We start from the raw sequence: 26,416 nt of genomic DNA on the forward strand, positions 1-26,416 counted from the left end.
GGGCCCGAACGTCGACCCCACCCGCGATGCTGGCTCGCTCATTGTCAATCCTCCTCAACCGACCCGAATTCCGCCGACCCTATCAACAGCCCTCAGCTAACGTGCCTGCCCGACGGCGACCACAGGATCTGTCGAACCGGCGGCCGGCGCGATCGTTGCAGACCCTACCGGGTGGCTCCGACAGCTTCGCCGGTGTCGGTGTTCGGCCTGTTCTGACCGCAAAAGATATTGTGCGACAATGACATTCATCGATGCCGCGACTCAGGCCTGAGTATTCGCGGCGATCCGGAAAGTGAACTCGTGGTCGCAGATCCGGATGTGGTCGCCGTCGTTGATCGTCGCGGCGATTCGAATCCGTTGGTGCCGCACATGTACACCGTTCGACGACCGCAGGTCGTTGATGATGAAGTTGGTGCCGGTGTCGACGATGACGGCGTGGTGGCGGCTGACGTTGGCGCTGTCCAGCACGATGTCGTTGTCGCTCAACCGGCCGATCCTGGTTGCCGCGGAGCGCAATTGATAGTCGTGACCGGTGGCGACGTCGTGCAGGTACGCGGTGACCCGCTGACCAGCCGCCACGGTGCGCTGACCGAGCGCGGTCACGGTTGCCGCGGCAGTGACCTTGGCGTTCTGCTTCGTGTCCAGGGACTCCTGGCGCAGGATCCGGTCGTTGAGCGCGCGCAACGTGGGGCCCGGGTCGATGCCCAGGTCGTCGGCGAGCGTCGTCTTGACCCTCCGGTAGGCATTCAACGCGTCGGACTGACGGTCGGTCAGGTAGTAGGCGGTGATCAGCTGCGCCCACAACGGCTCCCGGTAGGGGTGCTCGGTGGTCAGCGCTTCCAGTTCGGCGATCACCCCGGACGCCCGTCCGCAGGCGATCTCGGCTTCAGCCTTGGCGGTGTGCGCCAGAATCTTGTCCTCGACCAGAGCAGTGGCGAAGGAGTCGACGAACTGGAAGTCGCGCAGGTCGTCGAGCACCGCCCCGCGCCATTCGCCCAGTGCCGCCGAAAGGTGACGGCTTGCCTCTTCGAACCTACTGCCGGCTGCCGCATGTACACCCGCGGTCTTCTCGGCAATGAATCGGCCCAGATCGCAGGTGTTCTCGGGGATCGTCAGCCGGTAGCCCGGCGGGGCGGCGGCCAGCACCACCCGGGGGTCGACCCCCGCGCCGCCGACCAGCTTGCGCAGATTGGACACATAGGAGTGGATGCTTGCCCGCGCCCCTGACGGTGGCCACTCCTCCCACAGCGCCGTGATCAGAGCGTCGACCCCGACGGGCCTGTTGCGGTTGATGACCAATGTCGCGAGCACCGCGCGCTGCTTCGGGGTGCCCAACGGCACCAGCACGCCGTCGATCTTCATCTCCAACGGTCCGAGCACACCGAACTCGAGACGGGTGTCCACCATCGCGTTACCAGCCATCCCGGGTCCTCCGTGGCCTTTGGGCATTGTTTCATTGTGGTCCTGTCATTGTGGGGTATCGCGGTGCGAAGTTCGCGCATCCCCGGCTGACGGGTGGTCGTCAGGCGCGCGTCATCTCGTAATACGCGCCGCGACGGGCGAGCAGTTCGGCGTGGCTGCCGTGTTCCACGACTCGGCCGGCTTCGACGACGATGATGCGGTCGGCATCGCGGATCGTCGAAAGACGATGCGCGATAATGAAACTCGTACGAGCCCGGCGTAGTTCACGGGTGGCGCGGGCGATCAGCAGCTCGGTGCGGGTGTCCACCGAGCTGGTGGCCTCGTCCAAGATCAACAATTGCGGTCGGGCCAGGAACGCGCGCGCGATCGTGATGAGCTGCTTCTCCCCGACGCTGAGGTTGCCGCCGTCGCCGCTGACCCGGGTCTGGTAGCCGGCGGGCAAGGTGTGCACGAATCGGTCGACGTAGGCCGCCTTGGCGGCCGCGACAACTTCCTCAGGTCCCGCGTCCGGACGACCGTAGGCGATGTTCTCCTCGATCGTCCCGTCGAACAGCCAGGTGTCCTGCAACACCATGCCGATGCGCGAACGCAGCGCGTGCCTGTCCAACGCGGCGATGTCCGCGCCATCGAGCAGAATCCGGCCGGATTCGACGTCGTAGAACCTCATCAGCAAGTTCACCAGAGTGGTCTTGCCGGCGCCGGTCGGCCCGACGATGGCCACCGTGCTGCCCGGTTCGGCGACCAGCGACAGATCGTGGATCACCGGGTGACCGGGCTGGTAAGCGAAACTCACGTGCTCGAACTCGACCCGCCCGGTCGCGACGGGTGCCGGCAGGGCGGTGGGGTCCCGGGTCTCTTCGGGCTCGTCGAGCAGATCGAACACCCGCTCGGCGCTGGCCACCCCGGACTGCAGGGTGTTGTACATGCCGGCGACCTGGCCGATCGGATTGTTGAACTGGCGGACGTATTGGATGAACGCCTGGATGCTGCCCAGGGTGATCTGCCCAGTGGCCACCTGCAGGCCGCCGAGCACCGCGACCGCGACGTAGCCGAGGTTGCCGATGAATCCGGTCGCCGGCCCGACCAGGCCGGAGCAGAACTGAGCGCCGAAACTGGCCTGATAGACGTCGTCGTTGAGCTGGCGGAACTGTTGGCGCGCTGCCGCCTGGTGGCCGAACGTCTTGACCACGGTGAATCCGCTGTAGGTCTCCTCAATATGAGCATTGAGCCGCCCGGTGCTGGTCCAGTGCGCCAGGAACAAGCGCCGCGAACGACGGGTGATCGCCCGCGTCGCCAACAGCGAGAGGGGAACGGTGAGCACGGTCACCAGGGCCAGCAGCGGCGAGATCCACACCATCATGGCCAGCACGCCCACCACGGTCAGCAGCGACGTGACCAGCTGGCTGATCGTCATCGACAGCGACGACTGCATGTTGTCAATGTCGTTGGTGACGCGGCTGAGCAGTTCGCCACGCTGATGGCGGTCGAAGTAGGACAGCGGCAGCCGGTGCAGCTTGTCCTCGACGTCGGCCCGCAGGCTGGTGATGGTCCGCTGCACGGTGCGGTTGAGCAGCCGGGCCTGGCCCCAAATCAGCACCGCGGCAATGAGATACAAGATCAGCGCCAGCGCGAGCGTGCGGGCTACCGCACCGAAGTCCACACCGCGGCCGGGCACCACGTTCATGCCGGACAGCAGGTCGGCGAAGGCGTTGTCGCCGCGGGCCCGCGCGGCGGCGATCGCCTGCGCCTTGCTGGTGCCCGCCGGCAGGTGCCGTCCGATCACACCGTTGAACAGCAGGTCGGTGGCGTGGCCGAGGATGCGCGGCACCGCGACGCCCACGGCGGTGCCGGTCACACCCAGCAGGATGACGGCGATGCTCAGTCGGCGATGCGGAGTTAGTCGCCTGACCAGTCGCCCCGCCGATCCCCAGAAGTCGCGTGAGCGCAGGTTGGGTGGTGCCGGCGCGGCGCCGCGGGGCCGGGCGTTCATCGGTGCCGTCACCGGTGGTCTCCCACGTCGGCGCTGACCGCTTGGGAGGAGGCGAATTCGGCGTACGTGGGACAGTCGGTGAGCAGCGAATCGTGGCTGCCGACGCCGACGATCCTGCCGTTGTCGACGACGATCACCTGCCCGGCCCGAGATGCCGTTGAAATCCGCTGCGTGACAATGACAATGGTGGCGTTGCCCGCTTCTTCGAGCAGCGCGCTGCGCACCTTTGCCTCGGTGTGCACATCGAGTGCGGAGAACGCGTCGTCGAACAGGTAGACGGCCGGGCGACGGATGACGGCACGCGCGATCGCCAGGCGCTGGCGCTGGCCACCGGAGAAGTTGATCCCACCCTGCGCCACCCGCATCTGCAACCCGTGCGGACGGACGAAGTCGTCGGCGGCGGCGATACGCAGCGCTTCCCACATCTGTTCGTCGGTCGCGTCGGCCGCGCCGTAGCGCAGGTTGTCGGCCACCGTGCCGCTGAACAGATATCCGCGCTGGGGAACCAGCCCGATCGCCGACCAGAGCCGCTCGGTTTGGTAGTCGCGGACGTCGAGGCCGTCGACAGTGACCGCGCCGGTGGTGACGTCGTAGAGCCGGCAGATCAGCGACACCAGCGTCGACTTCCCCGAACCGGTACTGCCCACGATCGCGGTGCTGGTGCCCGGCTCGGCGGACAACGAGATGTTCTGCAACACAGGGCAATCCGCACCCGGGTAGGTGAAGGTCACGTTGTCCAGCCGCACCACGCCGGTGATTCCCCGTGGTGGGAAGACGGGATGCTCCGGGCTGGCGACGGCCGCGGTGGTGGACAGCACCTCGGTGATGCGCTCGGCGCACACCGAAGCACGCGGCAACACGACCAGCGTCATGGTCGCCATCAGGACGGCCATCAGGATCTGAGCGAAGTAGGACAGGAAGGCAATGAGCGACCCCACCTGCATCTGTCCCTGGTCGATGCGCCAGCCGCCGAACCAGATCAGCGCCACACTGGACAGGTTGATCGTCAACGTGGTGACCGGCAGCATCAGCGCCTGCCAGTTGCCGGCTTCGAGCGCGGCGCCCGACAGCGCCGTGTTGGCCCGCTCGAACCGGCCCCGCTCGAAGTCTTCGCGGGTGAACGCCCGCACCACCCGCACGCCGGAGAGCTGGTCGCGCAACACCCTGTTGATGCCGTCGATCAACCGCTGCATGCTGCGGAACAGCGGCAGCATGTGACCGATGATCCAGTAATTGGCCACCGCCATGACGGGGACACTGATCAGCAGCAGCCAGGTCAGCGCGGCCTCCTGATGGATGGCCATGACGACGCCGCCGACGCACATGATCGGTGCGGTGACCAGCACGGTGGCGGTCGTCTGCACCAGGAACACGATCTGCCTGACGTCGTTGGTGCTGCGGGTCAGCAACGTCGCTGCGCCGAATCGGGCCGTCTCGTGCTCGGAGAAGGTGATGATGTGGTCGAACATCGCCGCCCGCAGGTCACGACCGAAACCCGTGCCGGTGCGGGAGCCGAAGTATGTCGCCCCCACCGCGCAGAGTGCCTGCAGGCCGGTCACCATCAGCATCAGCATGCCCAGCCGGGCGATGGTGGCCGTATCGCCTCTGGCGACACCGTCGTCGATGATCGCGGCGTTGACGGTGGGCAGGTACAGCGAGGCCATGGTGCTGATCGACTGCAGCAACATCAACGCCGCGACCGGCCGGTGGTACGGCCGGATGTACTGGCGCAGCAAGGCCAGGAGCATGGGGTAACTGTCGCACACCGGCAGCATGCGAGTCCCGCCGTCGGGAGTATGACCAAAGTGCCTGATCAGGTGGCGTGTCGGTGCTCGACCTGCGGGGGTGCCGCTACAGTGCATCGTGTGGAACGGCAGGAGCTTGAGAAACGGATAGGTAGTCGTGCGGCGTAATCTGGCGACGCGGGTCGTGATGGTGCTGGCGTTGATCCTGGGTGTGGCCGCCTGTGGTGGTTCCAACGACAACAAACCGGGCGGGACGGTTTCGTCGACATCGGGGTCTGCCGACGGCAAGCACGGGCCTTTCTTTCCGCAGTGCGGCGGCGTGACCGACGAAACGGTGACGCAACTGACCAAGATCGGCGGCCTGATCAACACCGCGAAGAATTCCGTGGGATGCCAGTGGCTGGCCGGCGGCGGCATCTCAGGTCCGCACTTTTCCTTCTCCTGGTATCGCGGCAGCCCGATCGGACGTGAGCGCAAGACCGAGGAACTCTCCCGCGCGAGTGTCGAGGACATCAACATCAACGGTCATGGCGGGTTCATCGCTGTCGGCAACGAGCCCACCCTGGGCGACTCGCTGTGTGAGGTGGGCATCCAGTTCCAGGACGACTTCATCGAATGGTCGGTGAGCTTCAGCCAGAAGCCTTTTCCGCCGCCGTGCGATATCGCCAAGGAACTGGCCCGGCAATCGATTGCGAATTCGAAATGAGTAGGTCGATGCGGTGCGTTGCGGCATTGGTTGCCGTGCTGATGGTGCTGACCGGTTGTTCCCGGTCGGTGGGTGGTACGGCGGTGAAGGCAGGCGGCGGCGGTGTGCCGCGCAACGACAATTCCGAAAAGCAGTACCCGAACCTGCTCAAGGAATGTGAGGTTCTGACCACCGACATCCTGGCCAAGACGGTCGGTGCCGATCCGCTCGACATCCAGAGCACGTTCGTCGGCGCGATCTGCCGGTGGCAGGCCGCCAATCCGGCCGGCTTGATCGACATCACCCGGTTCTGGTTCGAACAGGGCAGTCTGAGCAACGAGCGCAAGGTTGCCGAGGGGCTGAAATACCAGATCGAGAACCGTTCGATCCAGGGCATCGAATCCATCGTGATGCGGCCGAACGATCCGAACGGCGCATGCGGTGTCGCCAGTGACGCCGCGGGCGTTGTCGGCTGGTGGGTGAATCCACAGGCGCCGGGGATCGATGCCTGCGGACAGGCGCTCAAGTTGATGGAACTGACGCTGGCCACCAACGCCTAACGCGGGACGTGGAAATCGACTAACGCAGCGCCGCCCGGTTCGAGGCCTGCCCAGCACCCGGGCACGTGCAGGACAGCAATGCCCGACGTCGGGTACTTTGCCGAAATGCTCTCCGCGGCATCGACATTGGATGTTTCCTGATCGGCGAGGATGAGCGCCACCGAGGAGATCGTCGGTTCGTGTCCGACGACCAACGCAGTGGTGACGTCGTCCTGGACTTTGTTGAGTTCTGCTATCACCGTGCCGGGCACGGCACCGTAAAGCTGTGCGACATAGCTGACCGGAGCATCGATCCCGGTGCGATGCAACGTTTCTCGCGCCCGCGTGGCCGTCGAACAGAGCACGGTCTCGATCGGCGGAACGTTGGCGCGCAACCAGTCGCCACCCAGCGCTGCCTCCCGGACGCCCCGGGCCGCCAGCGGTCGGTCATGGTCCGCCACGCCGCTGGGGTAGTCGGATTTCGCGTGCCGCATCAGCACAAGGGTGAGGCGCCGTCCGTCCATCGGACACACGTTAGCCAGTGCGGCACCGGCGGCGCTACGGTGCATCGTCGTGTTCGGGGTTGAGGAGTTTTTCGGGGTGGTGGTAGGTGTTGGTTCGGGGTTGGCCGTGGTCTTGGTGGGGTGGGGGGAGCCATTCGGTGTGGCCGTGGGTGTTGGTGCGGGTGGTCCAGCCGTGTTCGGCGAGGCGGTTGTGGGTGCCGCAGGCCAGGGTGAGGTCGGTGATGTCGGTGCGCTGGGTTTTGGTCCAGCCGGTGATGTGGTGGACTTCGCTGTGGTAGGCGGGGGCGTTGCAGCCGGGTTTGGTGCAGCCGCGGTCTTTGGCGTGCAGCATGATGCGTTGGGCCGGTGAGGCCAGGCGTTGGGTGTGGTACAGCGCCAGGGGTTTGGCTCTGTCGAATAGAGCCAGGTAGTGGTGGGCGTGGCTGGCCATGCGGATGACATCGGTGATCGGCAGTACTGTGCCGCCGCTGGTGCGGCCGGTGCCGCTACCAGCTTCGAGGTCGTGCAGGGTGGTGGTGACGATGATGGTGACCGGCAGCCCGCGGTGGGTGCCCAGGTCCCCGGAGGCGAACAACGCGCGCAGGGCGGCCAGCGTCGCGTCGTGCTGACGCTGGCAGGTGCTGCGCCGATCCCCACCGGCGACCTCGGAGTCGGGTTCACCGTCGATGACCGGGGCGTCGTCGGCGGGGTTGGCCATGCCCGGGGCGGCCAGTTTCGCCCACAGTGCCTCGATCGCCGCCCGCAGCTCGGGGGTGATCAGCCCGCTGATCGTGGACATGCCGTCCCGCTGCTGGGCACCCAGGGTGATCCCGCGCGATCGGGTGCGTTCCTCCTCGGAGAAGTCCCCGTCAGGATGCAGGCAGTTCATCATGTGCTGGGCGTAGCCGGCCAGCTCATCGGGGCGCTGCCAGGCGGCTTTGTCGGCCAGGTCGGCTTCGGCGGCCTCGCGGGTCAACACATCGACCGCCGCGGGCAGATGTTTGAAGAAGTCACGGATCACCGCGATCTGCCCGTCGCCGATGCGCCCGGCGCGCTGGCCGGCCGCGGTCGCGCTCAGCACCGGCTCCAACGGTTGCCCGGTCAACGCCCGACGCGGACCCAGATCCGCGGCCTCGGCGATGCGGCGCCCGGCGCAGGGTTTGGTGATGCCCAACCCGGTGGCCAGCGCCTCACACAACGTGCCCCCCAACTCGGTTTTGTCGGCCTGGGCGCCGAGCTGATTGATCAACGGGTGCTGCGGGACCCGTAACCGGCGCGCCATCTGTTCCAGTCGCTGCAAGGCCCGCAACCGCTCCGGGGTGGTCAACACCTCAAACGACAACCCACACAACCGATCCAACCCAGCATCGAGCGCGTCGAAGACCGCCACGATCTCATCCCGGGTACTCGAAAGCATGTTCGAATTCTATGCCTTCGGGCTGACATGATCCGGTGCCGCGGACGGATCTGTGGATAGGCGCTCGACTGTGGATAACTGAGGTCAACGGGCTCGGCGCTGCGAGTCGTTGTGGGGTTTTGAATAGAACTGCCGATCTGCGTCCCCGGACTTGTCGGTCCCCGGCCATACACTCGCGGTGCCTTGAAAATCACACTTTCGGAAGGGGGTTCCCGACATGCGTTTCCTGCACACCGCCGACTGGCAGTTGGGCATGACCCGGCACTTCCTTGCCGGCGACGCCCAACCGCGCTACTCGGCGGCGCGCCGCGACGCGGTGGCGGGCCTCGGCGCCCTTGCTGCCGAAGTGGGCGCGGAGTTCGTCGTCGTAGCGGGTGACGTCTTCGAGCACAATCAGCTCGCTCCGCAAGTCATCGGCCAGTCCTTGGAAGCGATGCGCGCCATCGGAATTCCGGTTTTTCTGCTGCCGGGAAACCACGACCCATTGGATGCTTCGTCTGTCTACACCGGCGCATTGTTCACCGCCGAGTGCCCAGACAACGTAGTGGTGCTCGACCGGGCCGGCATTCACCAAGTACGGCCGGGTCTTGAAATCGTGGCGGCGCCGTGGCGGTCGAAAGTACCGACTACCGATCTGGTCGCTGAGGTACTCGGCGGACTGTCCCCGGGCGATGTCACCCGTGTGCTGGTCGCGCACGGCGGTGTGGACGTGCTCGATCCCGACCGCGAAAAGGCGGCTCTCATTCGACTCGCCAACGTCGAGCAAGCAGTGTCCGACGGCATGATTCACTATGTCGCCCTTGGCGATAAGCATTCGCTCACCAAGGTCGGAGACAGCGGTCGAGTCTGGTACTCGGGGTCACCGGAAGTCACCAATTACGACGACGTCGAGTCCGACCCGGGTCATGTGCTGGTCGTTGACATTGATGAAGACGACACGCGACGCCCTGTCAACGTCGAGGCCCGCCGCGTCGGCCGGTGGCGATTCATCACGTTGCACAACCAGGTCGACAACAGCCGTGACATCGCTGATCTGGACATGAATCTGGACCTGATGACCGATAAGGAGCGCACCGTGGTGCGCGTGGCGCTCACCGGTTCGTTGACCGTCACTGACCGCGCGAATCTCGACCTCTGCCTGGACCGATACTCACGTTTGTTCGCGTGGCTGCAACCCTGGGAGCGTCACACTGACCTAGCGGTCGTCCCCGCTGACGGCGAATTTGCCGATCTGGGTATCGGAGGGTTTGCTGCCGCCGCGGTCGACGAACTGGTCGCGACCGCCCGTTCGGGAGACTCGGCGACCGCCGGCGACGCTCAGGCCGCGCTGGCACTCCTATTGCGCCTGGCTGATCGGGGTGCGGCATGAAGTTGCATCGACTTGTCATGACGAACTATCGCGGTGTCTCGCATCGGGAGATCGAATTTCCTGACCAGGGCGTGGTGATCGTCCACGGCGCCAACGAAATCGGCAAGTCGTCGATGATCGAGGCGTTGGACCTGTTGTTGGATTCCAAGGACCGTTCGACCAAGAAGGACGTCAAACAGGTCAAGCCGACGAACGCGGACGTCGGATCGGAGATAACCGCGGAAATCACCAGTGGCCCTAATCGTTTCGTCTATCGGAAACGATTCCACAAACGGCCCGAGACGGAGCTGACGGTGTTGGCGCCGCGCCGCGAACAACTGACCGGCGATGAAGCGCACGACCGCGTCCGGAAGATACTTGCCGAGACGGTCGATACCGAGTTGTGGCGTGCCCAAAGAGTTCTGCAAGCGGCATCCACGGCAGCGGTGAAGCTGTCGGGATGCGATGCGCTGGCGCGGGCGCTGGATGTTGCTGCCGGTGACAACGCGATGGTGTCCGGCACCGAACCGCTGCTTGTCGAGCGCATCGATGCCGAGTACGCGCGATACTTCACCCCCACCGGTCGGCCGACCGGTGAGTGGGCCGCCGCGATGTCTCGGCTGGCAGCCGCGCGCGACAGCATGGACGAGTGCGTGAAGGCCATGACTGAGGTCGATGATCGGGTGCGGCGTCACGCCGACCTGACCCGGCAGGTTTCCAGTTTGTCGCAGGAATGCGCTGCCGCTGCGCCCCGTTTGGCTGCAGCGGAGGCTGCTGCCCGCCGCGTCGCCGCGCTCACCGAACAGGTCAAGGAAGCCAAGCTGGTCGCCGCTGCCGCGGTGGCCACCAGCGCACGTGCCCGTGACGCTCACAACGGGCGGCTGGCGCTGGTCGCCGAGATAGACAGTCGCACAAAGGCTATCGCCGGCATCGATGCCGAGTCGCAGGAAGCCGCTGCTGAGCAGGCGGTGGCGGCCACCACGGCTGCGGCGCATGAGGCCGCCGCCGAAAATGCAGTTCAGGCACTGGCGGCGGCGCAGCACCGTGCTGAATCCGCGCAGCGCGATCTTGACCGCATCGCCGACCGTGAAGAAGCCGACCGGTTACGCGCGCGGCTTGCCAAGATCGACGACGCCCAGCGCGCCATCGAGGGCATCAGCGACGAGTTGTCGGCAATCCTGCTGACCGAGGAGTTGCTGCGCCGCATTGAAACCGCGGCGGCGGCCGTCGATCGCATCGGCGGGCGGTTGGAGTTGCTCTCGTCGGCGGTGCAGTTCACTGCTCTGTCTGACATCGAGTTTGATGTTGCCGGCCAACGGGTCACGCTGTCGTCGGGTCAGAGTTGGTCGATCACGGCTACCGGTCCCACCGATGTCACCGTCCCGGGCGTGTTGGCGGCGCGTATCACTCCGGGCGCGACCGCACTCGACATTCACGCTGAACATGTTGCAGCACAACAAGAATTAGCCGACGCATTGCGTGTCGTCGGAGTCGCGGACGTGGCAGCGGCACGCTCGCTCGACCTGAGGCGTCGTGAATTGCACAACAACCGCGACCGGTTGACAGCGACACTGACCGGATTGTGTGACGACGAGTCACCCGAAGGTCTTCGAGCCAGGCTGGCGCAGCTGCAAGCCGGTCAACCGGCAGAACCCGATCTGTTCGAAACAGATGCCGCCACCGCCCGAGCCGAACGCGACGCGGCTGAGACCGCCCGCGCGGCCGCACAGGTCGACTGTGAAGCCCGCCGCAGCGCCGCCGTAGCTGCCACCCGCCGATATGCCGAGACAGTCACCCGGGCAACGGTTCTGCAGAAGGACGCGGCGACGCAACGCGGCGAACTCGAAGCAGTTGTCGCCCGGCTGGCGGGCGAGCGGGCGTCTGCCATTGACGAGGCCGTCGCATCCGAATACGAAGATGCCCGGCACACGGCGCGGGCCGCCGAGCTACGCGTGAGTGAACTCGCTCAGGCGCTGGCCGCCGAGGCGCCCGAGACCATCGCCGCCGAACTGGCCGAGGCAGCGGAGGCATCGCGACTATTAGGGGAGTGCCACGCCGACGCCGCTGCCGCGCTGAGAGAGATCAGCGTCGAACTTGCGGTGTTGCGCAGCGAGGGGCGGAAGGGTCGGCTCGACGCCGCGGAGACCGAACTCGTGCATGCCACCAGCCAGCATGCCCGGGTCGGTGACCGTGCCCGAGCTGCGCAATTGCTGCGTTCGGTAATGGCGCGCCATCGCGACAACACCCGCCTGCGTTATGTCGAGCCGTATCGCGAGGAACTGCAACGGCTTGGCCGCCCGGTCTTTGGGCCGACCTTCGAGGTCGACGTCGACAGCGACCTATGCATCGTGAACCGCACTCTGGACGGCATCACTGTGCCTTACGAGTCGCTGTCGGGTGGGGCCAAGGAGCAACTCGGCATTCTGGCGCGCCTGGCCGGCGCCGGCCTGGTCGCCAAAGAGGATTCCGTGCCTGTCGTCGTCGACGACGCGCTGGGATTCACCGACCCGGATCGGCTGGCCAAGATGAGCCAGGTGTTCGACGCGCTGGGAACCCATGGGCAGGTCATCGTGTTGACGTGCAGTCCCACGAGGTACAGCGGTGTCACGGGCGCGCACCGCATCGATCTCAGTGCTTAGTGCTGCGGGCCGGTAGGCATAAACTCAGCACATGGTGGCGACCCGCTGCGCCCGGCCCACGCCGCGCTTGCGATCGCCTGTGCTGATGGTGGTGACCCGCTGCGCCCGGCTCACGCCGCGCTTGCGATCGCCTGTGCTGATGGTGGCGACCCGCTGCGCCCGGCTCACGCCGCGCTTGCGATCGCCACGGGCCGAAAACGGGGGTACGCGATGGACATTCAGCGCGACTACGTAGTGATCGGCACCGGCTCGGCCGGTGCCGTCCTGATCGACAGGCTCAGCGCCGATCCGGGCACCGAGGTGGCGGCGCTGGAAGCCGGCCCCGGCAACACCAACAGGTTCATCGGCATACCGGCGGCCTTCTCCAAGCTGTTCCGGACCGAGGTCGACTGGGACTACCTCACCGAGCCGCAGCCCGAGCTCGACGGACGCCAAATCTATTGGCCCCGAGGCAAAGTGCTCGGCGGTAGTTCGTCGATGAACGCCATGATGTGGGTGCGCGGATTCGGAGCGGATTACGACGAGTGGGCCAGGTTGGCCGACTCGCACTGGTCTGCTGCGGAAATCCTCGAGTACTACCGCCGCATCGAGAATGTCACTGCGGCCTGGCACTTCGTCAGCGGTGACGACAGCGGGGTCACCGGCCCGTTGCACATCTCCCGCCAACGCAGCCCGCGCCCGCTGACCGCAGCCTGGCTGGCCGCGGCCCGTGAATGCGGATACCCGGCCGCACGGCCGAATTCCATTGCACCGGAAGGTTTCTGCGAAACAGTTGTGACGCAGCGCCGCGGCGCCCGGTGCAGCACCGCCGACGCTTACCTGACGCCGGCGATGAGCCGCAAGAATCTCACCCTCATCACCGAAGCCACGGCGACGCGGATCGTCTTCGACGGCACCCGGGCGGTGGGTGTCGAGTTCCAGCGCGGTGACCACACCTCCGTGGTGCACGCCCGTAAGGAGGTGCTGCTTTGCGGCGGTGCCGTCAACAGCCCGCAACTGCTCATGCTGTCCGGCATCGGCGACCGCGACCAACTCGCCGAGCACGGCATCGAAACCGTCCACCACGCCCCGCAGGTCGGCCAGAACCTGATCGACCATCTGGTGGCACCCATGGGTTTCGACGTCAACGACGACACGTTGTTCGCCGCCGAAAAACCCAAGCAGCTGATCAATTACCTGCTGCGGCGGCGCGGCATGCTCACCTCCAACGTCGGCGAGGCCTACGGATTCGTCCGCAGCCGGCCCGACCTCGAGTTGCCCGACCTGGAGCTGATCTTCGCACCGGCGCCCTTCTACGACGAGGCGCTGCAACCCGCGGCCGGGCACGGGGTGGTGTTCGGCCCCATCCTGGTGGCCCCGCAGAGCCGGGGGCAGATCACATTGCGCTCCGCCGACCCGCACGACAAGCCTGTCATCGACCCCCGCTACCTCACCGACCCCGCCGGCGCCGACCGCGCCGCGATGCTGGCGGGGCTACGGATGTGCGCCGAGATCGCCCAGGCGCCGTCGCTGCGCGACGTGCTCGGCGCTGTGGTGCGCCCGCGCAGTTGCACCGAGCTCGACGAAGCCACCTTCGCGCTGGCCCTGAACCAGTGCTCGCACACCCTGTACCACCCGATGGGCACCTGCCGAATGGGCCGGGACGAGTCCAGTGTGGTAGATCCCCAGCTGCGGGTCCGCGGCGTCGAAGGGCTGCGTGTCGCCGACGCATCGGTGATGCCCAGCACGATCCGTGGCCATACGCACGCGCCGTCGGTGCTGATCGGGGAGAAGGCCGCGGACCTCATTCGCGGCTGAGCAGACCGCCCTTGCGACAATGCATCCATGGTCGAGCAGAGCCTGTGGATGCAAAAGGTCGCAGCCGATCCGGGGCATTCACATTGGTATGTCGAACGTTTCCGCTCCCTGGCGCGCGCCGGCGAGGATCTGCACGGCGAAGCGCGCCTGGTGGATGCGATGGCGCCCCGGGCCGCCCACATTCTCGACGCCGGGTGCGGTCCCGGCCGGTTGGGTGGTCACCTGGCCACGCTCGGCCACCACGTCGTCGGTGTCGACGCCGACCCGGTGCTCATCGAAGCGGCTGAGCAAGACCATCCCGGCCCGCGCTGGATCGTCGGCGACCTCGCCGAGCTCGACCTGCCCGCGCAAGGCATCGCCGAGCCGTTCGACGTGATCGTGTCGGCGGGCAACGTGATGGCGTTCCTGGCCCCCAGCACCCGCGCCCAGGTGCTGCGCCGGCTGCGCGCCCACCTGGCCGGCGACGGCCGATTGGTGGTCGGCTTCGGTGCCGGTCGCGGCTATGAGTTCACCGATTTCTTCGACGACGCGGCAGCCGGCGGGTTGGCCTCCGAACTGCTGCTGTCCACGTGGGATCTCCGCCCGTTCCAGGACGGCGACTCCGACTTTCTGGTCGCGGTCCTTCGGCCCAGTCACCCGGCGCCGGTCAGCGCATGAAGCCGATCGCGGTGTAGTCCAGGTCGGCCAACCCGCGAGCGCCGAAGTTGGCCAGATCGCTGCGGGCCGCCACGGTGCCGACGGATTGAATCAGCGGCAGGCTGAAACCTTCTTGCCAGATGAGCCGGTCGACTTCGTTGGCCAGTGCGCGCGCCTTTCCCGGATCGAGTTCGGCCAGCGTCTGCTCGATCACGTCGTCGATCTGCGGACTGCCGATCTTGCCGAAGTTGCTTTCCCCGTGGGAGGCGTAAATCTGGGTCAGCCCGGACAACGGGAACGCATCGCCCTGCCAACCGAACAGGGCGATGTCGAAGTCCCCGACGTTGACGTAGTCGCTGAAGAATCTGCTGCCGGAGCGCGCCTGAAGCTGCAACTTCACGCCGATCTCGGCGAGGCTGTGCTGGGCGACTTGGGTGAAGACCTTGGCGCTCGGTGAGTCGTAGTACAACAACCGGACCACCAGTTGGCGGCCGCCCTTTTCCCGGAACTCGCCGTTGAGCGACCATCCCTGCGCGTCGAGTTCCCGCTTCGCCTGTGCGGGATCGTAAGGGATGCTGTTGTCTTGATAACCCTCTTGCCCTGCCACGAAAATATGGTTGTTCAGAGGTACCGGGGCACCGGTCAACCCGTTCAATGCCACCTTGGCGATGGTCTGCCGATCTATGCCCTTGCATACGGCCAGACGTACGCCGGGATCGTGGAGCATCGAGCCCTTCGAGCCGTTCATGGTGAAGTGGGTCCAGCTCGGTCCGGGCGCGCGCCGGATCGCTATCCCCTTGGTGTGCTCGGCAATGATCAGTTGGTCAAGTGTCCCGACCCCGGTCGCGTCGATCGCATTGTTCTGCAGCGCCGGCAGCGCCGCGGCAGTGTCCAGGACCAAATAGGTGATCGAGTCCAGACGCGGACGCTTGCCCCACCATTTGGGGTTGCGGGTCAAGGTGATTCGCTGCTTGGCCCGGTCCAATGTGGACAGGATGAACGGGCCTGCGGACGCGCCGGGCGCATCGAGCCATCCCGTGTTGAACGCCTCCGGGGTGGCGGTCACACTGGCCGGCAGCAGCATGCCATTGCCGGCGAACATGCCTTTCCACTCGGCGTACGGCTTCGCAAAGGTCATGACCGCCTGGCGATCGTTGACCCCGCGGGTCACCGAGGCGACACGCTCGGCCCCACCGGTCGAGGCGATCTCGAACGCTTTGTCGGCTCCACTGGTGGCGTGAATCTGACTGGCGATGTCCTGCCAGGTGATCGGTGTGCCGTCGGACCACACCGCTTTGGGGTTGATCGTGTAGGTGACCACCTGCGGGTTGGTGCCGGTCAGTTCGACGCTGGTGAAGTAGTCCGTATTGACCGTCGTCGAGCCGTCGGCGCCGATCCGGAACGCGCTCGGCAGGGTGGCCTTGAGCATGTTTGCGGTTTCGGCGCTGTTGCCGTCGATGTGCAGCACGTTGAAGTTGGCCGGCAGGTCGCTGAGCCCCAGACGTAGGTTGCCGCCCTCGCGCAGCGTCGCGGGATCCTGCGGGTTGAGTTCGCTGCTCGCTCCGACCGCAACGCCTCTTTCGGCGGTGGTCGAGGCACCGGCCGCACATCCGGACACCAACAGTGCCCCGACCAGCAAAACAGCCGCCATTCTGCGTCCAATCACTGTCCGGCTCCCGGTTGCGGTACCGCGGCGAGCAGACGTCGCGTGTATTCGTGTTGCGGATCGCCGAATACGTCCCGGCTGTCACCCTGCTCGACCACCGCACCGCGATACATCACGACCACCTGGTGCGCAAGATGCTTGATCACCGAAAGGTCGTGGGAGACAAACAAATACGACATTCCAAACTGATCCTGGAGGTCCAGCAGCAGGTTGAGGATTCCAGCCTGGATCGAGACGTCGAGTGCCGAGACCGGTTCGTCGAGGGCAAGGACCTTGGGCCGCAACGCCAATGCCCGCGCGATGCCGATGCGCTGTTTCTGCCCGCCGGAGAATTCAGCCGGATAGCGGCTGGCATCGGCTCGGCGCAGTCCCACCAGATCCAGCAATTCGGCCACTTTGGCGTTGGTGTCGCGCTGGTCGAACCCGTTGGCCTGCAATGGTTCTGCCAGCAAATCGGAGACCGGCAGTCGCGGATCCAGCGATGCCACCGGATCCTGGAAGACCACCTGGATATCGCGTCGCAGCTCCCGTCGCCCGGCGGGACTCAGGGTGGCGACGTCCGAACCGAAGACTTCGATCGAACCGGACTGTGGGGCAACGAGTTCCAGAATCTGGTGCAAGGTGGTGGACTTGCCCGAACCGGATTCGCCGACGATACCCAGTGTCTGACCCTGCGGCAGATCGAAGCTCACACCGTCGACCGCTCGGACCTCGCCGACGGTGCGGCGCAGCAGCACGCCCTTGGTCAGGGGGTAGGTTTTGACCAGGTCACGCACCCGCACCACGACAGTTGAATCGTCGGAAACCCCTGAGCTCCGAGCCGTCTCGACGCCGTAGATCTCGGCGGCGCTACGTCCGACGACCTCGTGGGTGCGAATGCAGGCCGCGCGGTGATCGGGGCCGACTTCGATCAATTCCGGTTCCGCCGCAAGGCATTCGTCGATGGCGAGGGGACAGCGCGGCGCGAACGGGCACCCCGGATCCAGCCCGATCAACGACGGGGGTGCCCCGGGAATCGGGACCAGGCGGGTGCCCTGAGCGGCGTCCAAGCGCGGCACTGAACCCAACAGGCCTATCGTGTACGGCATTTGGCGGTCGCGGTACAGATCGGCCACGGGTGCTGTTTCGGCGACCCGACCCGCGTACATCACCAGTGCCCGGTCGGCGAACTCGGCGACCACGCCGAGGTCATGGGTGATGATCAGCACCCCGGCGCCGGTGACGTCGCGGGCTTTCTTCAGCACGTCGAGGATCTGCGCCTGCACGGTCACATCGAGCGCCGTGGTGGGCTCGTCGCAGATCAGCAGGTCGGGATCGTTGGCGATCGCGATGGCGATGACCACGCGTTGTCGTTCACCGCCGGAGAGCTCGTGCGGGAAGGCGCGGGCACGTTGTTCGGGCTGTGAAATCCCAACCAGGTCAAGTAGTTCCACCGCGCGCACCCGGGCGGCCTTCTTGCCGATGTCCGGGTGGTGCACCCGGATCGCCTCCGCGATCTGGGTACCGACGGTATAGACCGGAGTCAGCGCGGACATCGGGTCCTGGAACACCGTGCCGATCGACTTCCCGCGGAACTGCGACATCGCGGCGTCGTCGAGTCCGAGCAGTTCGGTGCCGTGCAGTCGAACCGATCCACCTACCGTCGCATACTCGGGAAGCAGGCCGATCACCGCCATTGCCGCCGCGGACTTGCCCGAGCCCGATTCGCCGACCATCGCGACCACTTCACCGGGGTCGACGCGATAACTGATGCCTCGCACCGCGGTCACCGGTGCGCCGTCGGTGGGGAAGGAGACTGCCAGGTCGGTCACTTCCAGCAGCGGACTCATGCGGCGCCACGCCGCAAGGTCTTGGCGCCGGGATCGAACGCATCGCGTAGCCCGTCGCCAGTCAGATTGGTGCACAACACAATCAGCACCAGCGCCCCGGCCGGAAACAGGAACACCCACGGGAACGTGGTCGCGGACTGGGTGCCGTCGGCGATCAGCGTGCCCAGCGACACATCCGGAGGCTGAACCCCGAAGCCGAGAAAGCTCAATCCCGTTTCGGCCATGATGGCCGACCCCACGTTGATGGTGGCGTCGATGATCAGAATGGACGCCACATTGGGCAACACATGCCGGGTGATGATGCGACGACTGGATACGCCCATATAGCGTGCGGCCCGGATGAATTCGAGCTCACGCAAGCCCTTGGTCAGACCGCGCACGATGCGGGAGCTGACCATCCAGCCGAACAGCGCCAACAGCACGATCAGCGACGCGATGTTGGCCGAGTTCCTGGTTTTCATCGAGGCGATAGCGATCAGCAGGATGGAGGGCACGACCAGCATCAGATCGACCACCCACATCAGGGCGCGATCTCGCAGGCCGCCGAAATATCCGGCGATCGAGCCGACGGTCGCAGCGATCCCGGTGGAGATCACTGCCACGCAGGCACCGATCAGCATCGACTTCTGCATGCCACGCAAGGTCTGCGCGAGCAGGTCCTGCCCCAACCCGTTGGTGCCCAGCCAGTGTCGCGAATTCGGCGGTTGCATCAGTGCATCGAAATCCAGGTCCTGATACGAATACGGCAGCAACGGGGGCAGCGCGAAGCACCCGACGAACAGCAACACCAAGATCACCAGCGCCGCCACTGCGGATCGGTTACGCAGAAACCGTCGCAGCACCAGGGTGCGACGCGAGGTGAATTCGGCTGCCTCCATCTCGACAGCCGTCACGACACCCGCACCCTAGGGTCCAGCGCAGCGTAGAAAATGTCGGAGAGCAGACCCGCGAGCAACACCACGGTGCCGGAGAACAACGTGATTGCGACCACGATGTTGATGTCCTGGGTAGAGATCCCCCTGAGCACCCATTCGCCCATGCCATGCCAACCGAAGATCTTCTCGACGAAAACCGCCCCGCCGACCAGCCCGGCCACGCTGTACGCGAACAGAGTCGCCATCGGTATCAGCGCCGTGCGCAGGCCGTGCTTGACGAGTGCGCGCCTACGGGTCAGTCCCTTGGCTCGGGCCGTGCGAATGAAGTCCTGGCCCAGGACGTCGAGCATCGCGTTGCGCTGAAAGCGGCTGTACCCCGCGGCTGCCATCAGCGCCAGGGTGAAGGTCGGCAGCACCAGGTGTTTGAGCCGGTCGCCGACCGCGGCCCAGGTCCCGCCCTCAATGCCCGGCGCGGTCTCCCCGGTGTAGTCGAACAGCTGATATCCCAGTGCCCAGTTGACCCGCAGTGCCGCAATGATCAGGAGGTAGGAGATGACGAACGACGGCGTGCTCATGACGAGGAAGGCGAACACCGTGACGACCCGGTCGCTGAGTCGGTACTGACGGATCGCGCCCCACGCCCCCAGTGTCACGCCGAGCAGCGTGCCCACCACCGAACCGATCACCACCAACCGCAGGGTGACGCCGACCCGCCGCCCGAGTTCGGTGCCCACCGGCTGGCCGGTGATCGTCTTCCCGAAATCGCCCTGCACCGCGTGCGAAACCCAGTTCGCATAGCGAATCGGGATGGGCCGGTCCAGGCCCAGATCGTGGGCCTTGGCATCGATGACGGACTGCGGTGGCCGGGGGCTGCGTTGCATCAGGCTCTCCAACGGAGAGAACACCACCGCGGCCAGGCAGTACGTCAGGAAGGACGCCAGCGCCAGTAGCACGATGTAGTTCAGCAACCGACGCAACAGGAACCGCGTCATGCCCGACCACCGTGCCGCATTGGGACAGGGTAGCGAGCAGGACGGGGAAACGCCGGTGGGGCGTTCGATCTTTGCGATCCCGATGATCCGCAGGGGTGTGTTCCCGCGGCTCGATTGTTAGGATCCAGCCCGGCAGCGATCCGCGTAGCAAACTCGAGGAGACGTGCGTGACGGTAACCGACGACTACCTGGCCAACAACGCCAACTATGCAAGCGACTTCAAAGGTCCGCTGCCGCTACCGCCGAGCAAACACGTCGCCGTGTTGGCGTGCATGGATGCGCGGCTGGATGTGTACCGCGTGCTCGGCCTCAAAGAGGGGGAGTCGCACGTCATCCGGAACGCCGGCGGGGTGGCCACCGACGATGCCATCCGGTCGTTGGCGATCAGCCAGCGCCTGCTGGGCACCCGGGAAATCATCCTGATCCACCACACCGACTGCGGGATGCTCACCTTTACCGACGACGAGTTCAAGCGCAGTATCCAGGAGGAAACCGGGGTGAAGCCGCCGTGGGCGGCGGAGGCCTTCGGGGATCTGGCCGAGGATGTGCGGCAATCGCTGCGCCGCATCGAGAACAGTCCGTTCGTCACCAAGCACAACTCGCTGCGCGGGTTCGTCTTCGACGTGGCGACCGGAAAGCTCGAAGAAGTCACCCTGTAGCTGCCGAGTTAACAGCCGCACCGGCCCCTACTTCTTACCGAAATGGGGGCCGGTGCGGCTGTTTGTGCCGGTCGACCCGTTGACACGATGAATTCCGACTGCTTTCATGTCAATTAATACCTTAAATATGGTCAATCCAACCAACTTAACCGGGAAACATCTATGACGACCGATCTGGTTGCCGGGCCCACTGCCGGCCAGTACGAACTGAGCCACCTGCGTTCGCTCGAGGCCGAGGCGATCCACATCATCCGTGAAGTCGCCGCCGAATTCGAGCGTCCCGTGCTGCTGTTCTCCGGAGGCAAAGACTCGATCGTCATGCTGCACCTGGCGCTGAAGGCATTTCGGCCCGGGCGGTTGCCGTTCCCGGTCATGCATGTCGATACCGGCCACAATTTCGACGAGGTGCTTGCCACCCGTGATGAGCTGGTCGCCGAACACGGGGTGCGTCTGGTAGTGGCCTCGGTCCAGGACGACATCGATGCCGGCCGCGTGGTCGAGACCATCCCGTCCCGGAATCCGCTGCAGACGGTGACGCTGTTGCGCGCCATCCGGGAGAACCGATTCGACGCCGCGTTCGGCGGCGCCCGGCGCGACGAGGAGAAGGCACGCGCTAAGGAACGGGTGTTCAGCTTCCGCGACGAATTCGGCCAGTGGGACCCCAAAGGCCAACGACCTGAGCTGTGGAACCTCTACAACGGCCGCCACCACAAGGGTGAGCACATCCGGGTGTTCCCGTTGTCCAACTGGACCGAGTTCGACATCTGGTCCTACATCGGAGCCGAGCGGATCAAGTTGCCGTCGATCTATTTCGCCCATCGGCGCAAGGTTTTTCAACGCGACGGCATGCTGCTGGCGGTGCATCGGCACCTGCAGCCGCGGGCCGAGGAAAAGGTGTTCGAGGCCTCGGTACGGTTTCGCACCGTCGGCGATGTCACCTGTACCGGCTGCGTGGAGTCCCAGGCGCGCACGGTGTCGGAAGTGATCGCCGAAACTGCGGTGTCGCGACTCACCGAGCGCGGCGCGACCCGGGCCGACGACCGGATCTCGGAGGCGGGCATGGAAGACCGCAAACGGCAGGGGTACTTCTGATGGCTGGATCTTCTACATTGCTACGGCTGGCTACCGCCGGTTCCGTCGATGACGGCAAGTCCACTCTGATCGGTCGCCTGCTCTATGACTCCAAGGCCGTCATGGAGGACCAGTGGGTGGCCGTCGAGCAGACCTCCAAGGACCGCGGCCACGAGTACACCGACCTTGCGCTGGTCACTGACGGCCTACGCGCCGAACGCGAGCAGGGCATTACCATCGACGTCGCTTACCGCTATTTCGCTACGCCCAAGCGCAAATTCATCATCGCCGACACCCCGGGTCACATCCAGTACACCCGCAATATGGTGACGGGTGCGTCAACGGCGCACCTGGTGATCGTGCTCGTCGATGCGCGCCACGGTCTGCTGGAGCAGTCCCGCCGGCATGCCTTCCTGGCATCCCTGCTGGGCATTCAGCACATCGTGCTCGCCGTGAACAAGATGGACCTGATCGGTTGGGACCAAGAGAAATTCGAGGCGATCCGCGACGAGTTCCATGCGTTCGCTGCACGCCTGGACGTGCAGGACGTCGCCACCATACCGATGTCGGCGCTGCACGGGGACAACGTGGTGACCAAATCGGAGAAGACCCCCTGGTACGAGGGACCGGCGCTGCTGTCCCACCTGGAAGAGGTGTTCATCGCCGGCGACCGCAACCTGGTCGACGTGCGGTTCCCGGTGCAGTACGTGATTCGTCCGCACACTCACGAGCATCAGGACCACCGCAGTTACGCGGGCACGGTGGCCAGCGGGGTGATGCGCCCCGGTGACGAAGTGGTGGTGCTGCCCATCGGCAAGACCACCAGGGTCACCGCTATCGACGGACCCAATGGTCCTGTTGCAGAAGCCTTTCCGCCGATGGCTGTCGCGGTGAGCCTGGCCGACGACATCGACATCTCCCGCGGGGACCTGATTGCCCGCACCAACAACCAACCCAGGATCACCCAGCAGTTCGACGCCACCGTGTGTTGGATGGCCGACGGGTCGGCACTCGAACCGGGCCGAGATTACGTCATCAAGCACACCACCCGGACCACGCGCGCCCGGGTCACCGCGCTGGACTACCGGCTCGACGTCAACACGCTGCACCGCGACAAGACGGCAACAGCGTTGAAACTCAACGAACTCGGCCGCGTCACCCTGCGGACCCAGGTGCCGCTGTTGCTCGACGAATACTCCCGCAACGCCAGCACGGGTTCCTTCATCCTGATCGATCCCGATACGAACGGGACCGTAGCGGCCGGCATGGTGTTGCGGGATGTGGCGGCGCAGAAGGCCAGCCCGAACACGGTGCGGCACAAGTCACTGGTCACCGCCGCGGACCGCGCGATCCAGGGCCGCACGGTGTGGCTCACCGGGCTGTCCGGCGCCGGCAAATCTTCGGTGGCGATGCTGGTGGAGCAGAAGCTGCTCGAAAAGGGTGTTCCCGCTTACGTTCTCGACGGCGACAACCTGCGCCACGGACTGAACGCCGATCTGGGTTTCAGCATGGCCGACCGGGCCGAAAACCTGCGCCGCCTGGCGCATGTGGCGACGCTGCTGGCCGATTCCGGCCAGATCGTGCTGGTACCGGCCATCAGTCCGCTGGCCGAACACCGGGAGATGGCGCGAAAGGTACACGTCGACGCGGGATTTGAGTTCTTCGAGGTCTTCTGCGATACGCCGCTACAGGAATGCGAGCGACGCGATCCCAAGGGGTTGTACGCCAAGGCCCGGGCCGGGGAGATCACGCACTTCACCGGCATCGACAGTCCGTATCAGCGACCGAAGAATCCCGACCTACGGCTCGACGCCGATCGCAGCCTCGAAGAACAGGCGCAGAGCGTGATCGACCTGCTCGAGCTGCGCGCCTAGAAAGCCCGTCGCCGCGGCGGATGGCACAATCGGCAAGCATGCGGATGTCGGCCAAAGCGGAGTACGCCGTGCGGGCGATGGTCCAACTCGCCACGGTTGCCCCCGGCACCCTGGTCAAGACCGACGATCTGGCCCAGGCCCAGGGCATCCCGTCGCAGTTTCTGGTCGACATCCTCACCAACCTGCGCACCGACCGCCTGGTGCGTAGCCAGCGGGGTCGCGACGGCGGCTACGAACTCGCCCGTCCGGGCACCGAGATCAGCATCGCCGATGTGTTGCGCTGCATCGACGGACCGCTGGCCAGTGTCCGCGACATCGGGCTCGGCGACCTGCCCTACTCCGGCCCGACCGTCGCCCTCACCGATGTGTGGCGCGCATTGCGGGCCAGCATGCGCTCGGTGCTGGAGGAGACGACGCTGGCCGACGTCGCCGCCGGAGCGCTGCCCGAGCATGTCGCCCAGATGGCCAATGACTATCGCGACCAGGAAAGCCACCGGCACGGCCCGGCGCGTTAGCCGCCCGATCCGTAAGGGCGGGTGAGGATTTCCAGCGAGTGCCCGGCCGGGTCGTTGAAATAGACCCCGCGGCCGCCGTCGCGAGTGTTGATCTCACCGGGTCGTCGCGCGCCGGGATCCGCCCAGTGCGCCAGACCGCGCGACGTGATCTTGCCGTAGATCATGTCGAACTCTTCTTCGGAAACCAGGAATGCGTAATGCTGCGACCGGATGTCGTCGTTCTCAGCCACGTCGGCGAAGTCAAGCGATGCACCATGTTCAAGCGTGACGACCATAAATGGTCCAAACGGCGACGGACCGGGTAGGCCGAACAAGTCGGTCAGAAACTCCGCGGACTTCCGCTTGTCGCGGGCGGCGACGATGGTGTGGTTGAAACTGATGGCCATAGCTACTCCTGCCTCGCTGAACCCTATTTCGGCGCGGTGAGTTCCAGCGCGATGTTGTCCGGGTCGCGGAACTCCAGAATGTAGGACGGCCCGATATCCTTAACGGGCTCGTGGGCGATGTCCAGCTCATCCAAATGCTCAGCAGCCGCATCGATTTCGGCTTTACTGCCGACCCGGAACGCCACGTGGTCCAAGCCGGTGCGGTTCTCGTCGAACGGGTCGTCGCCTACCGGCCGCAACCCCAGCAATGCACCGCCCATGTCATAGATGACGCCGCCGAACAGGAACCCCAGTCGGCGCCGGGTCGCCACGTCGGCGTTCTCGGGGAGCTCGATCAGCACTGCCCAGCCGAACACGCTCTCGTAGAACTGCCGGGACCGCTCGATGTCGGTGACGGTGAGCCGGACATGCGCAATCGACGTGCTCGCGAAGGCCATCCACCCCATGCTGCCAGAATCGTGGAGTGCAGATAGGGATGACCATGCCGGTGATGGAACCCGACCTCGACGCGGGCGTGCTCACCCGCTGGGCGCAGGCGATCGACCAGGGGCCGTTCTCCTCGCTGTGCTGGGGCGAGCGCATCGCGTTCGACAACCCGGACAGCCTGACCCTGCTCGGAGCCCTGTCGGCGTGGACCGAGCGGGTGCGGCTGGTGACTACCGTGATCGTGCCGCAGCTGCACGACCCGGTCATGCTGGCCAAGGCGCTGGCAACGGGTGACCTGCTCAGCGGCGGCCGCCTGACGGTCGGGCTCGGGGTCGGCGGCCGGCACGAGGATTACCATGCGGTCGGCGCGGATACCGCGACGCAGACGATGCGCGGCATGGCCGATCGGGTCGCGGTGATGAAGCGGGTGTGGGCCGGGGAGAAGACCACCGACTCCAAGCGTCCGGTCGGGCCGTTGCCGGTGCAGGTCGGCGGCCCGCGGCTGCTGGTCGGCACCATCGGGCCCAAGACCATCCGCAGCGCTGCAGCCTGGGCCGACGGGCTGGCCGGGACCACGTTGGACCTCGACGTCACCCGGCAGAACGAGCTGTTCGACGTCGCGCGCACCTCCTGGGCCGAGGCCGGCAAACCCGCACCGCAGCTGGCGACCTCGTTCTGGTTCGCGTTCGGCGAACCCGATCAGGCCCGCGCGCAGGTGCATAGTCACCTGCGGCGGTACATGAACTGGATTCCCGCCGAATTCGTCGACGCTATGGCGCCGACGACCGGCTGGGCGGGAACCGAGGACGAGTTGATCGCGGTACTGCGCAAGTTCGCCGATGTCGGTACCGACGAAGTGCATCTGATCCCTACCAGCTCGGACATCGAGCAACTCCGCCGCGCGGCCGACGTCGCCGCAGCGCTGTGAGTGTCAGCCTGCGGCCGCCTCTGTGAACGGACCCGGGATCGGGCTCGAGGACCTGTCCCTTGCGCAAGGTCGCCAGCAGCTCCCGGTAGGGGGCCACCAGGTAGACGGTGTCGCCGCCCTGCAATCGGGCGTCGCGACGCGGATGCAACTTCACTCGTCCGCTCGGCCCGGCGATGGCGATGACGCGGGTCTGGGTGGACAGTTCGCGCCACCCGAATACCGAACGAGCCGAGGCCGACGACGATGACATGGTTGCGCAGGTACCGGACCTTGCGCGGCCCGGCGGAGCTCAGCAGGCGACGGGTGATCATCAGCTCGGCGAGGAAGGCGACCAGCACCGCGGTGGTGATCACTCCGGCGAACATCAGCAGAATGCTGAACAGCCGTAACCAGGTGGGCTGGTTCATGAAGCTGAAGTCCCCGTAGCCCACGGTCGCGACGGTCTCGGTGCTGAAGTACAGCGCATCGACCCAG

Annotated in this window: 21 protein-coding genes and 2 pseudogenes; 11 read left to right on the forward strand and 12 right to left on the reverse strand. The window is 65.8% G+C overall.

Annotated elements, in window-relative coordinates; genetic code table 11:
• Positions 1-261 precede the first annotated feature (261 nt).
• The 3 genes from embR to AC5Y5Z_RS17585 form a co-directional block, all read right to left on the reverse strand.
• The gene (gene embR, locus AC5Y5Z_RS17575) at positions 262-1,422 is read right to left on the reverse strand and encodes an ATPase/transcriptional regulator EmbR (RefSeq protein ID WP_463826666.1); all 1,161 of its coding nucleotides are present in this window, start codon (positions 1,420-1,422) and stop codon (positions 262-264) included.
• 100 nt (positions 1,423-1,522) lie between these two features.
• A complete protein-coding gene (locus tag AC5Y5Z_RS17580; protein WP_499926571.1) occupies positions 1,523-3,424 on the reverse strand; it encodes an ABC transporter ATP-binding protein in 1,902 nt (633 codons plus the stop codon).
• Positions 3,421-5,160 carry an ABC transporter ATP-binding protein gene (locus AC5Y5Z_RS17585; protein WP_499926572.1) on the reverse strand — a complete coding sequence of 580 codons (1,740 nt, stop codon included), beginning with the start codon at positions 5,158-5,160 and terminating at the stop codon, positions 3,421-3,423. The genes AC5Y5Z_RS17580 and AC5Y5Z_RS17585 overlap by 4 nt, the downstream gene beginning before the upstream one ends.
• 184 nt (positions 5,161-5,344) lie before the next feature.
• Here AC5Y5Z_RS17585 and AC5Y5Z_RS17590 point away from each other — a divergent pair, with 184 nt between their 5' ends.
• Positions 5,345-5,863 (forward strand): DUF3558 domain-containing protein, encoded by a 519-nt coding sequence (locus AC5Y5Z_RS17590; protein WP_499926733.1) that lies wholly within the window; start codon positions 5,345-5,347, stop codon positions 5,861-5,863.
• A complete protein-coding gene (locus tag AC5Y5Z_RS17595; protein ID WP_463826810.1) occupies positions 5,860-6,402 on the forward strand; it encodes a DUF3558 domain-containing protein in 543 nt (180 codons plus the stop codon). Before AC5Y5Z_RS17590 ends, AC5Y5Z_RS17595 begins: the two co-directional genes overlap by 4 nt.
• Here the strand turns inward: AC5Y5Z_RS17595 and AC5Y5Z_RS17600 are convergent.
• Positions 6,399-6,905, reverse strand: coding sequence for a SixA phosphatase family protein (locus AC5Y5Z_RS17600; RefSeq protein WP_499926573.1), 507 nt, complete (start codon positions 6,903-6,905; stop codon positions 6,399-6,401). The genes AC5Y5Z_RS17595 and AC5Y5Z_RS17600 overlap by 4 nt on opposite strands.
• Before the next feature lie 34 nt (positions 6,906-6,939).
• Entirely contained in the window at positions 6,940-8,301 is a 1,362-nt protein-coding gene (locus tag AC5Y5Z_RS17605) for an HNH endonuclease signature motif containing protein (protein ID WP_499926575.1), read from the reverse strand.
• 217 nt (positions 8,302-8,518) lie between these two features.
• Between AC5Y5Z_RS17605 and AC5Y5Z_RS17610 the strand changes: the two genes are divergently transcribed.
• The 4 genes from AC5Y5Z_RS17610 to AC5Y5Z_RS17625 all read left to right on the forward strand — a co-directional run bounded on the left by AC5Y5Z_RS17610 (position 8,519) and on the right by AC5Y5Z_RS17625 (position 14,742).
• Complete coding sequence (locus AC5Y5Z_RS17610; protein ID WP_463826661.1) at positions 8,519-9,670, forward strand: metallophosphoesterase family protein; 1,152 nt, start codon at positions 8,519-8,521, stop codon at positions 9,668-9,670.
• Positions 9,667-12,288 carry an AAA family ATPase gene (locus tag AC5Y5Z_RS17615; protein WP_499926577.1) on the forward strand — a complete coding sequence of 874 codons (2,622 nt, stop codon included), beginning with the start codon at positions 9,667-9,669 and terminating at the stop codon, positions 12,286-12,288. The genes AC5Y5Z_RS17610 and AC5Y5Z_RS17615 overlap by 4 nt, the downstream gene beginning before the upstream one ends.
• A gap of 210 nt (positions 12,289-12,498) precedes the next feature.
• Positions 12,499-14,085, forward strand: a complete 1,587-nt coding sequence (locus AC5Y5Z_RS17620) for a GMC family oxidoreductase (protein WP_499926579.1) — start codon at positions 12,499-12,501, stop codon at positions 14,083-14,085.
• Between the two features lie 27 nt (positions 14,086-14,112).
• Positions 14,113-14,742 (forward strand): class I SAM-dependent methyltransferase, encoded by a 630-nt coding sequence (locus AC5Y5Z_RS17625; protein ID WP_463826659.1) that lies wholly within the window; start codon positions 14,113-14,115, stop codon positions 14,740-14,742.
• Here AC5Y5Z_RS17625 and AC5Y5Z_RS17630 read toward each other — a convergent pair.
• The 4 genes from AC5Y5Z_RS17630 to AC5Y5Z_RS17645 are packed head-to-tail and all read right to left on the reverse strand — an operon-like array spanning position 14,732 to position 20,083.
• Positions 14,732-16,372, reverse strand: a complete 1,641-nt coding sequence (locus AC5Y5Z_RS17630) for an ABC transporter family substrate-binding protein (RefSeq protein WP_499926582.1) — start codon at positions 16,370-16,372, stop codon at positions 14,732-14,734. The two genes, AC5Y5Z_RS17625 and AC5Y5Z_RS17630, sit on opposite strands and share 11 nt — an antisense overlap.
• Positions 16,373-16,383: 11 nt before the next feature.
• On the reverse strand, positions 16,384-18,216 hold the full coding sequence (locus AC5Y5Z_RS17635; RefSeq protein WP_499926584.1) for a dipeptide ABC transporter ATP-binding protein: 1,833 nt from the start codon (positions 18,214-18,216) through the stop codon (positions 16,384-16,386).
• A complete protein-coding gene (locus tag AC5Y5Z_RS17640; RefSeq protein WP_463826807.1) occupies positions 18,213-19,094 on the reverse strand; it encodes an ABC transporter permease in 882 nt (293 codons plus the stop codon). The genes AC5Y5Z_RS17635 and AC5Y5Z_RS17640 overlap by 4 nt, the downstream gene beginning before the upstream one ends.
• An 11-nt stretch (positions 19,095-19,105) precedes the next feature.
• Positions 19,106-20,083 carry an ABC transporter permease gene (locus AC5Y5Z_RS17645; protein WP_463826657.1) on the reverse strand — a complete coding sequence of 326 codons (978 nt, stop codon included), beginning with the start codon at positions 20,081-20,083 and terminating at the stop codon, positions 19,106-19,108.
• A gap of 167 nt (positions 20,084-20,250) precedes the next feature.
• Here AC5Y5Z_RS17645 and AC5Y5Z_RS17650 point away from each other — a divergent pair, with 167 nt between their 5' ends.
• The 4 genes and pseudogenes from AC5Y5Z_RS17650 to AC5Y5Z_RS17665 all read left to right on the forward strand — a co-directional run bounded on the left by AC5Y5Z_RS17650 (position 20,251) and on the right by AC5Y5Z_RS17665 (position 24,202).
• Positions 20,251-20,742: a beta-class carbonic anhydrase gene (locus AC5Y5Z_RS17650; RefSeq protein ID WP_463826656.1), complete on the forward strand. Its 492-nt coding sequence runs from the start codon at positions 20,251-20,253 to the stop codon at positions 20,740-20,742.
• Positions 20,743-20,848: 106 nt separating this feature from the next.
• Positions 20,849-21,834 (forward strand): annotated as a pseudogene (gene cysD, locus AC5Y5Z_RS17655) (sulfate adenylyltransferase subunit CysD).
• Positions 21,834-23,687, forward strand: coding sequence for an adenylyl-sulfate kinase (gene cysC / locus AC5Y5Z_RS17660; RefSeq protein ID WP_499926587.1), 1,854 nt, complete (start codon positions 21,834-21,836; stop codon positions 23,685-23,687). The pseudogene cysD and the gene cysC overlap by 1 nt, the downstream one beginning before the upstream one ends.
• 38 nt (positions 23,688-23,725) lie before the next feature.
• A complete protein-coding gene (locus AC5Y5Z_RS17665; protein ID WP_463826654.1) occupies positions 23,726-24,202 on the forward strand; it encodes an Rrf2 family transcriptional regulator in 477 nt (158 codons plus the stop codon).
• On the opposite strand, the gene AC5Y5Z_RS17670 is transcribed toward AC5Y5Z_RS17665, so the two are convergent.
• Both AC5Y5Z_RS17670 and AC5Y5Z_RS17675 read right to left on the reverse strand, forming a co-directional pair.
• Positions 24,199-24,588, reverse strand: coding sequence for a VOC family protein (locus tag AC5Y5Z_RS17670; protein WP_499926590.1), 390 nt, complete (start codon positions 24,586-24,588; stop codon positions 24,199-24,201). The two genes, AC5Y5Z_RS17665 and AC5Y5Z_RS17670, sit on opposite strands and share 4 nt — an antisense overlap.
• Before the next feature lie 23 nt (positions 24,589-24,611).
• Positions 24,612-25,025 (reverse strand): VOC family protein, encoded by a 414-nt coding sequence (locus AC5Y5Z_RS17675; RefSeq protein ID WP_499926592.1) that lies wholly within the window; start codon positions 25,023-25,025, stop codon positions 24,612-24,614.
• Positions 25,026-25,063: 38 nt separating this feature from the next.
• On the opposite strand from AC5Y5Z_RS17675, the gene AC5Y5Z_RS17680 reads away from it, so the two are divergent.
• Positions 25,064-25,942 (forward strand): LLM class flavin-dependent oxidoreductase, encoded by an 879-nt coding sequence (locus AC5Y5Z_RS17680; RefSeq protein WP_499926735.1) that lies wholly within the window; start codon positions 25,064-25,066, stop codon positions 25,940-25,942.
• Here AC5Y5Z_RS17680 and AC5Y5Z_RS17685 read toward each other — a convergent pair.
• Positions 25,884-26,415, reverse strand: a pseudogene (locus AC5Y5Z_RS17685) (potassium channel family protein); the annotation flags it as partial. The gene AC5Y5Z_RS17680 and the pseudogene AC5Y5Z_RS17685 overlap by 59 nt on opposite strands.
• Position 26,416 lies beyond the last annotated feature (1 nt).

Source organism: Mycobacterium sp. NGS29, from assembly GCF_059812965.1.

Bases quoted from the DNA above. Each gene is read 5' to 3' on its own strand.
- embR (WP_463826666.1), bottom strand. From the start codon at position 1,422: ATGGCTGGTAACGCGATGGTGGACACCCGTCTCGAGTTCGGTGTGCTC.
- AC5Y5Z_RS17585 (WP_499926572.1), bottom strand. From the start codon at position 5,160: ATGCTCCTGGCCTTGCTGCGCCAGTACATCCGGCCGTACCACCGGCCG.
- AC5Y5Z_RS17590 (WP_499926733.1), top strand. From the start codon at position 5,345: ATGGTGCTGGCGTTGATCCTGGGTGTGGCCGCCTGTGGTGGTTCCAAC.
- AC5Y5Z_RS17595 (WP_463826810.1), top strand. From the start codon at position 5,860: ATGAGTAGGTCGATGCGGTGCGTTGCGGCATTGGTTGCCGTGCTGATG.
- AC5Y5Z_RS17600 (WP_499926573.1), bottom strand. From the start codon at position 6,905: ATGGACGGACGGCGCCTCACCCTTGTGCTGATGCGGCACGCGAAATCC.
- AC5Y5Z_RS17605 (WP_499926575.1), bottom strand. From the start codon at position 8,301: ATGCTTTCGAGTACCCGGGATGAGATCGTGGCGGTCTTCGACGCGCTC.
- AC5Y5Z_RS17610 (WP_463826661.1), top strand. From the start codon at position 8,519: ATGCGTTTCCTGCACACCGCCGACTGGCAGTTGGGCATGACCCGGCAC.
- AC5Y5Z_RS17615 (WP_499926577.1), top strand. From the start codon at position 9,667: ATGAAGTTGCATCGACTTGTCATGACGAACTATCGCGGTGTCTCGCAT.
- AC5Y5Z_RS17620 (WP_499926579.1), top strand. From the start codon at position 12,499: ATGGACATTCAGCGCGACTACGTAGTGATCGGCACCGGCTCGGCCGGT.
- AC5Y5Z_RS17625 (WP_463826659.1), top strand. From the start codon at position 14,113: ATGGTCGAGCAGAGCCTGTGGATGCAAAAGGTCGCAGCCGATCCGGGG.
- AC5Y5Z_RS17630 (WP_499926582.1), bottom strand. From the start codon at position 16,372: ATGGCGGCTGTTTTGCTGGTCGGGGCACTGTTGGTGTCCGGATGTGCG.
- AC5Y5Z_RS17635 (WP_499926584.1), bottom strand. From the start codon at position 18,216: ATGAGTCCGCTGCTGGAAGTGACCGACCTGGCAGTCTCCTTCCCCACC.
- AC5Y5Z_RS17640 (WP_463826807.1), bottom strand. From the start codon at position 19,094: ATGGAGGCAGCCGAATTCACCTCGCGTCGCACCCTGGTGCTGCGACGG.
- AC5Y5Z_RS17645 (WP_463826657.1), bottom strand. From the start codon at position 20,083: ATGACGCGGTTCCTGTTGCGTCGGTTGCTGAACTACATCGTGCTACTG.
- cysC (WP_499926587.1), top strand. From the start codon at position 21,834: ATGGCTGGATCTTCTACATTGCTACGGCTGGCTACCGCCGGTTCCGTC.
- AC5Y5Z_RS17665 (WP_463826654.1), top strand. From the start codon at position 23,726: ATGCGGATGTCGGCCAAAGCGGAGTACGCCGTGCGGGCGATGGTCCAA.
- AC5Y5Z_RS17670 (WP_499926590.1), bottom strand. From the start codon at position 24,588: ATGGCCATCAGTTTCAACCACACCATCGTCGCCGCCCGCGACAAGCGG.
- AC5Y5Z_RS17675 (WP_499926592.1), bottom strand. From the start codon at position 25,025: ATGGCCTTCGCGAGCACGTCGATTGCGCATGTCCGGCTCACCGTCACC.
- AC5Y5Z_RS17680 (WP_499926735.1), top strand. From the start codon at position 25,064: ATGACCATGCCGGTGATGGAACCCGACCTCGACGCGGGCGTGCTCACC.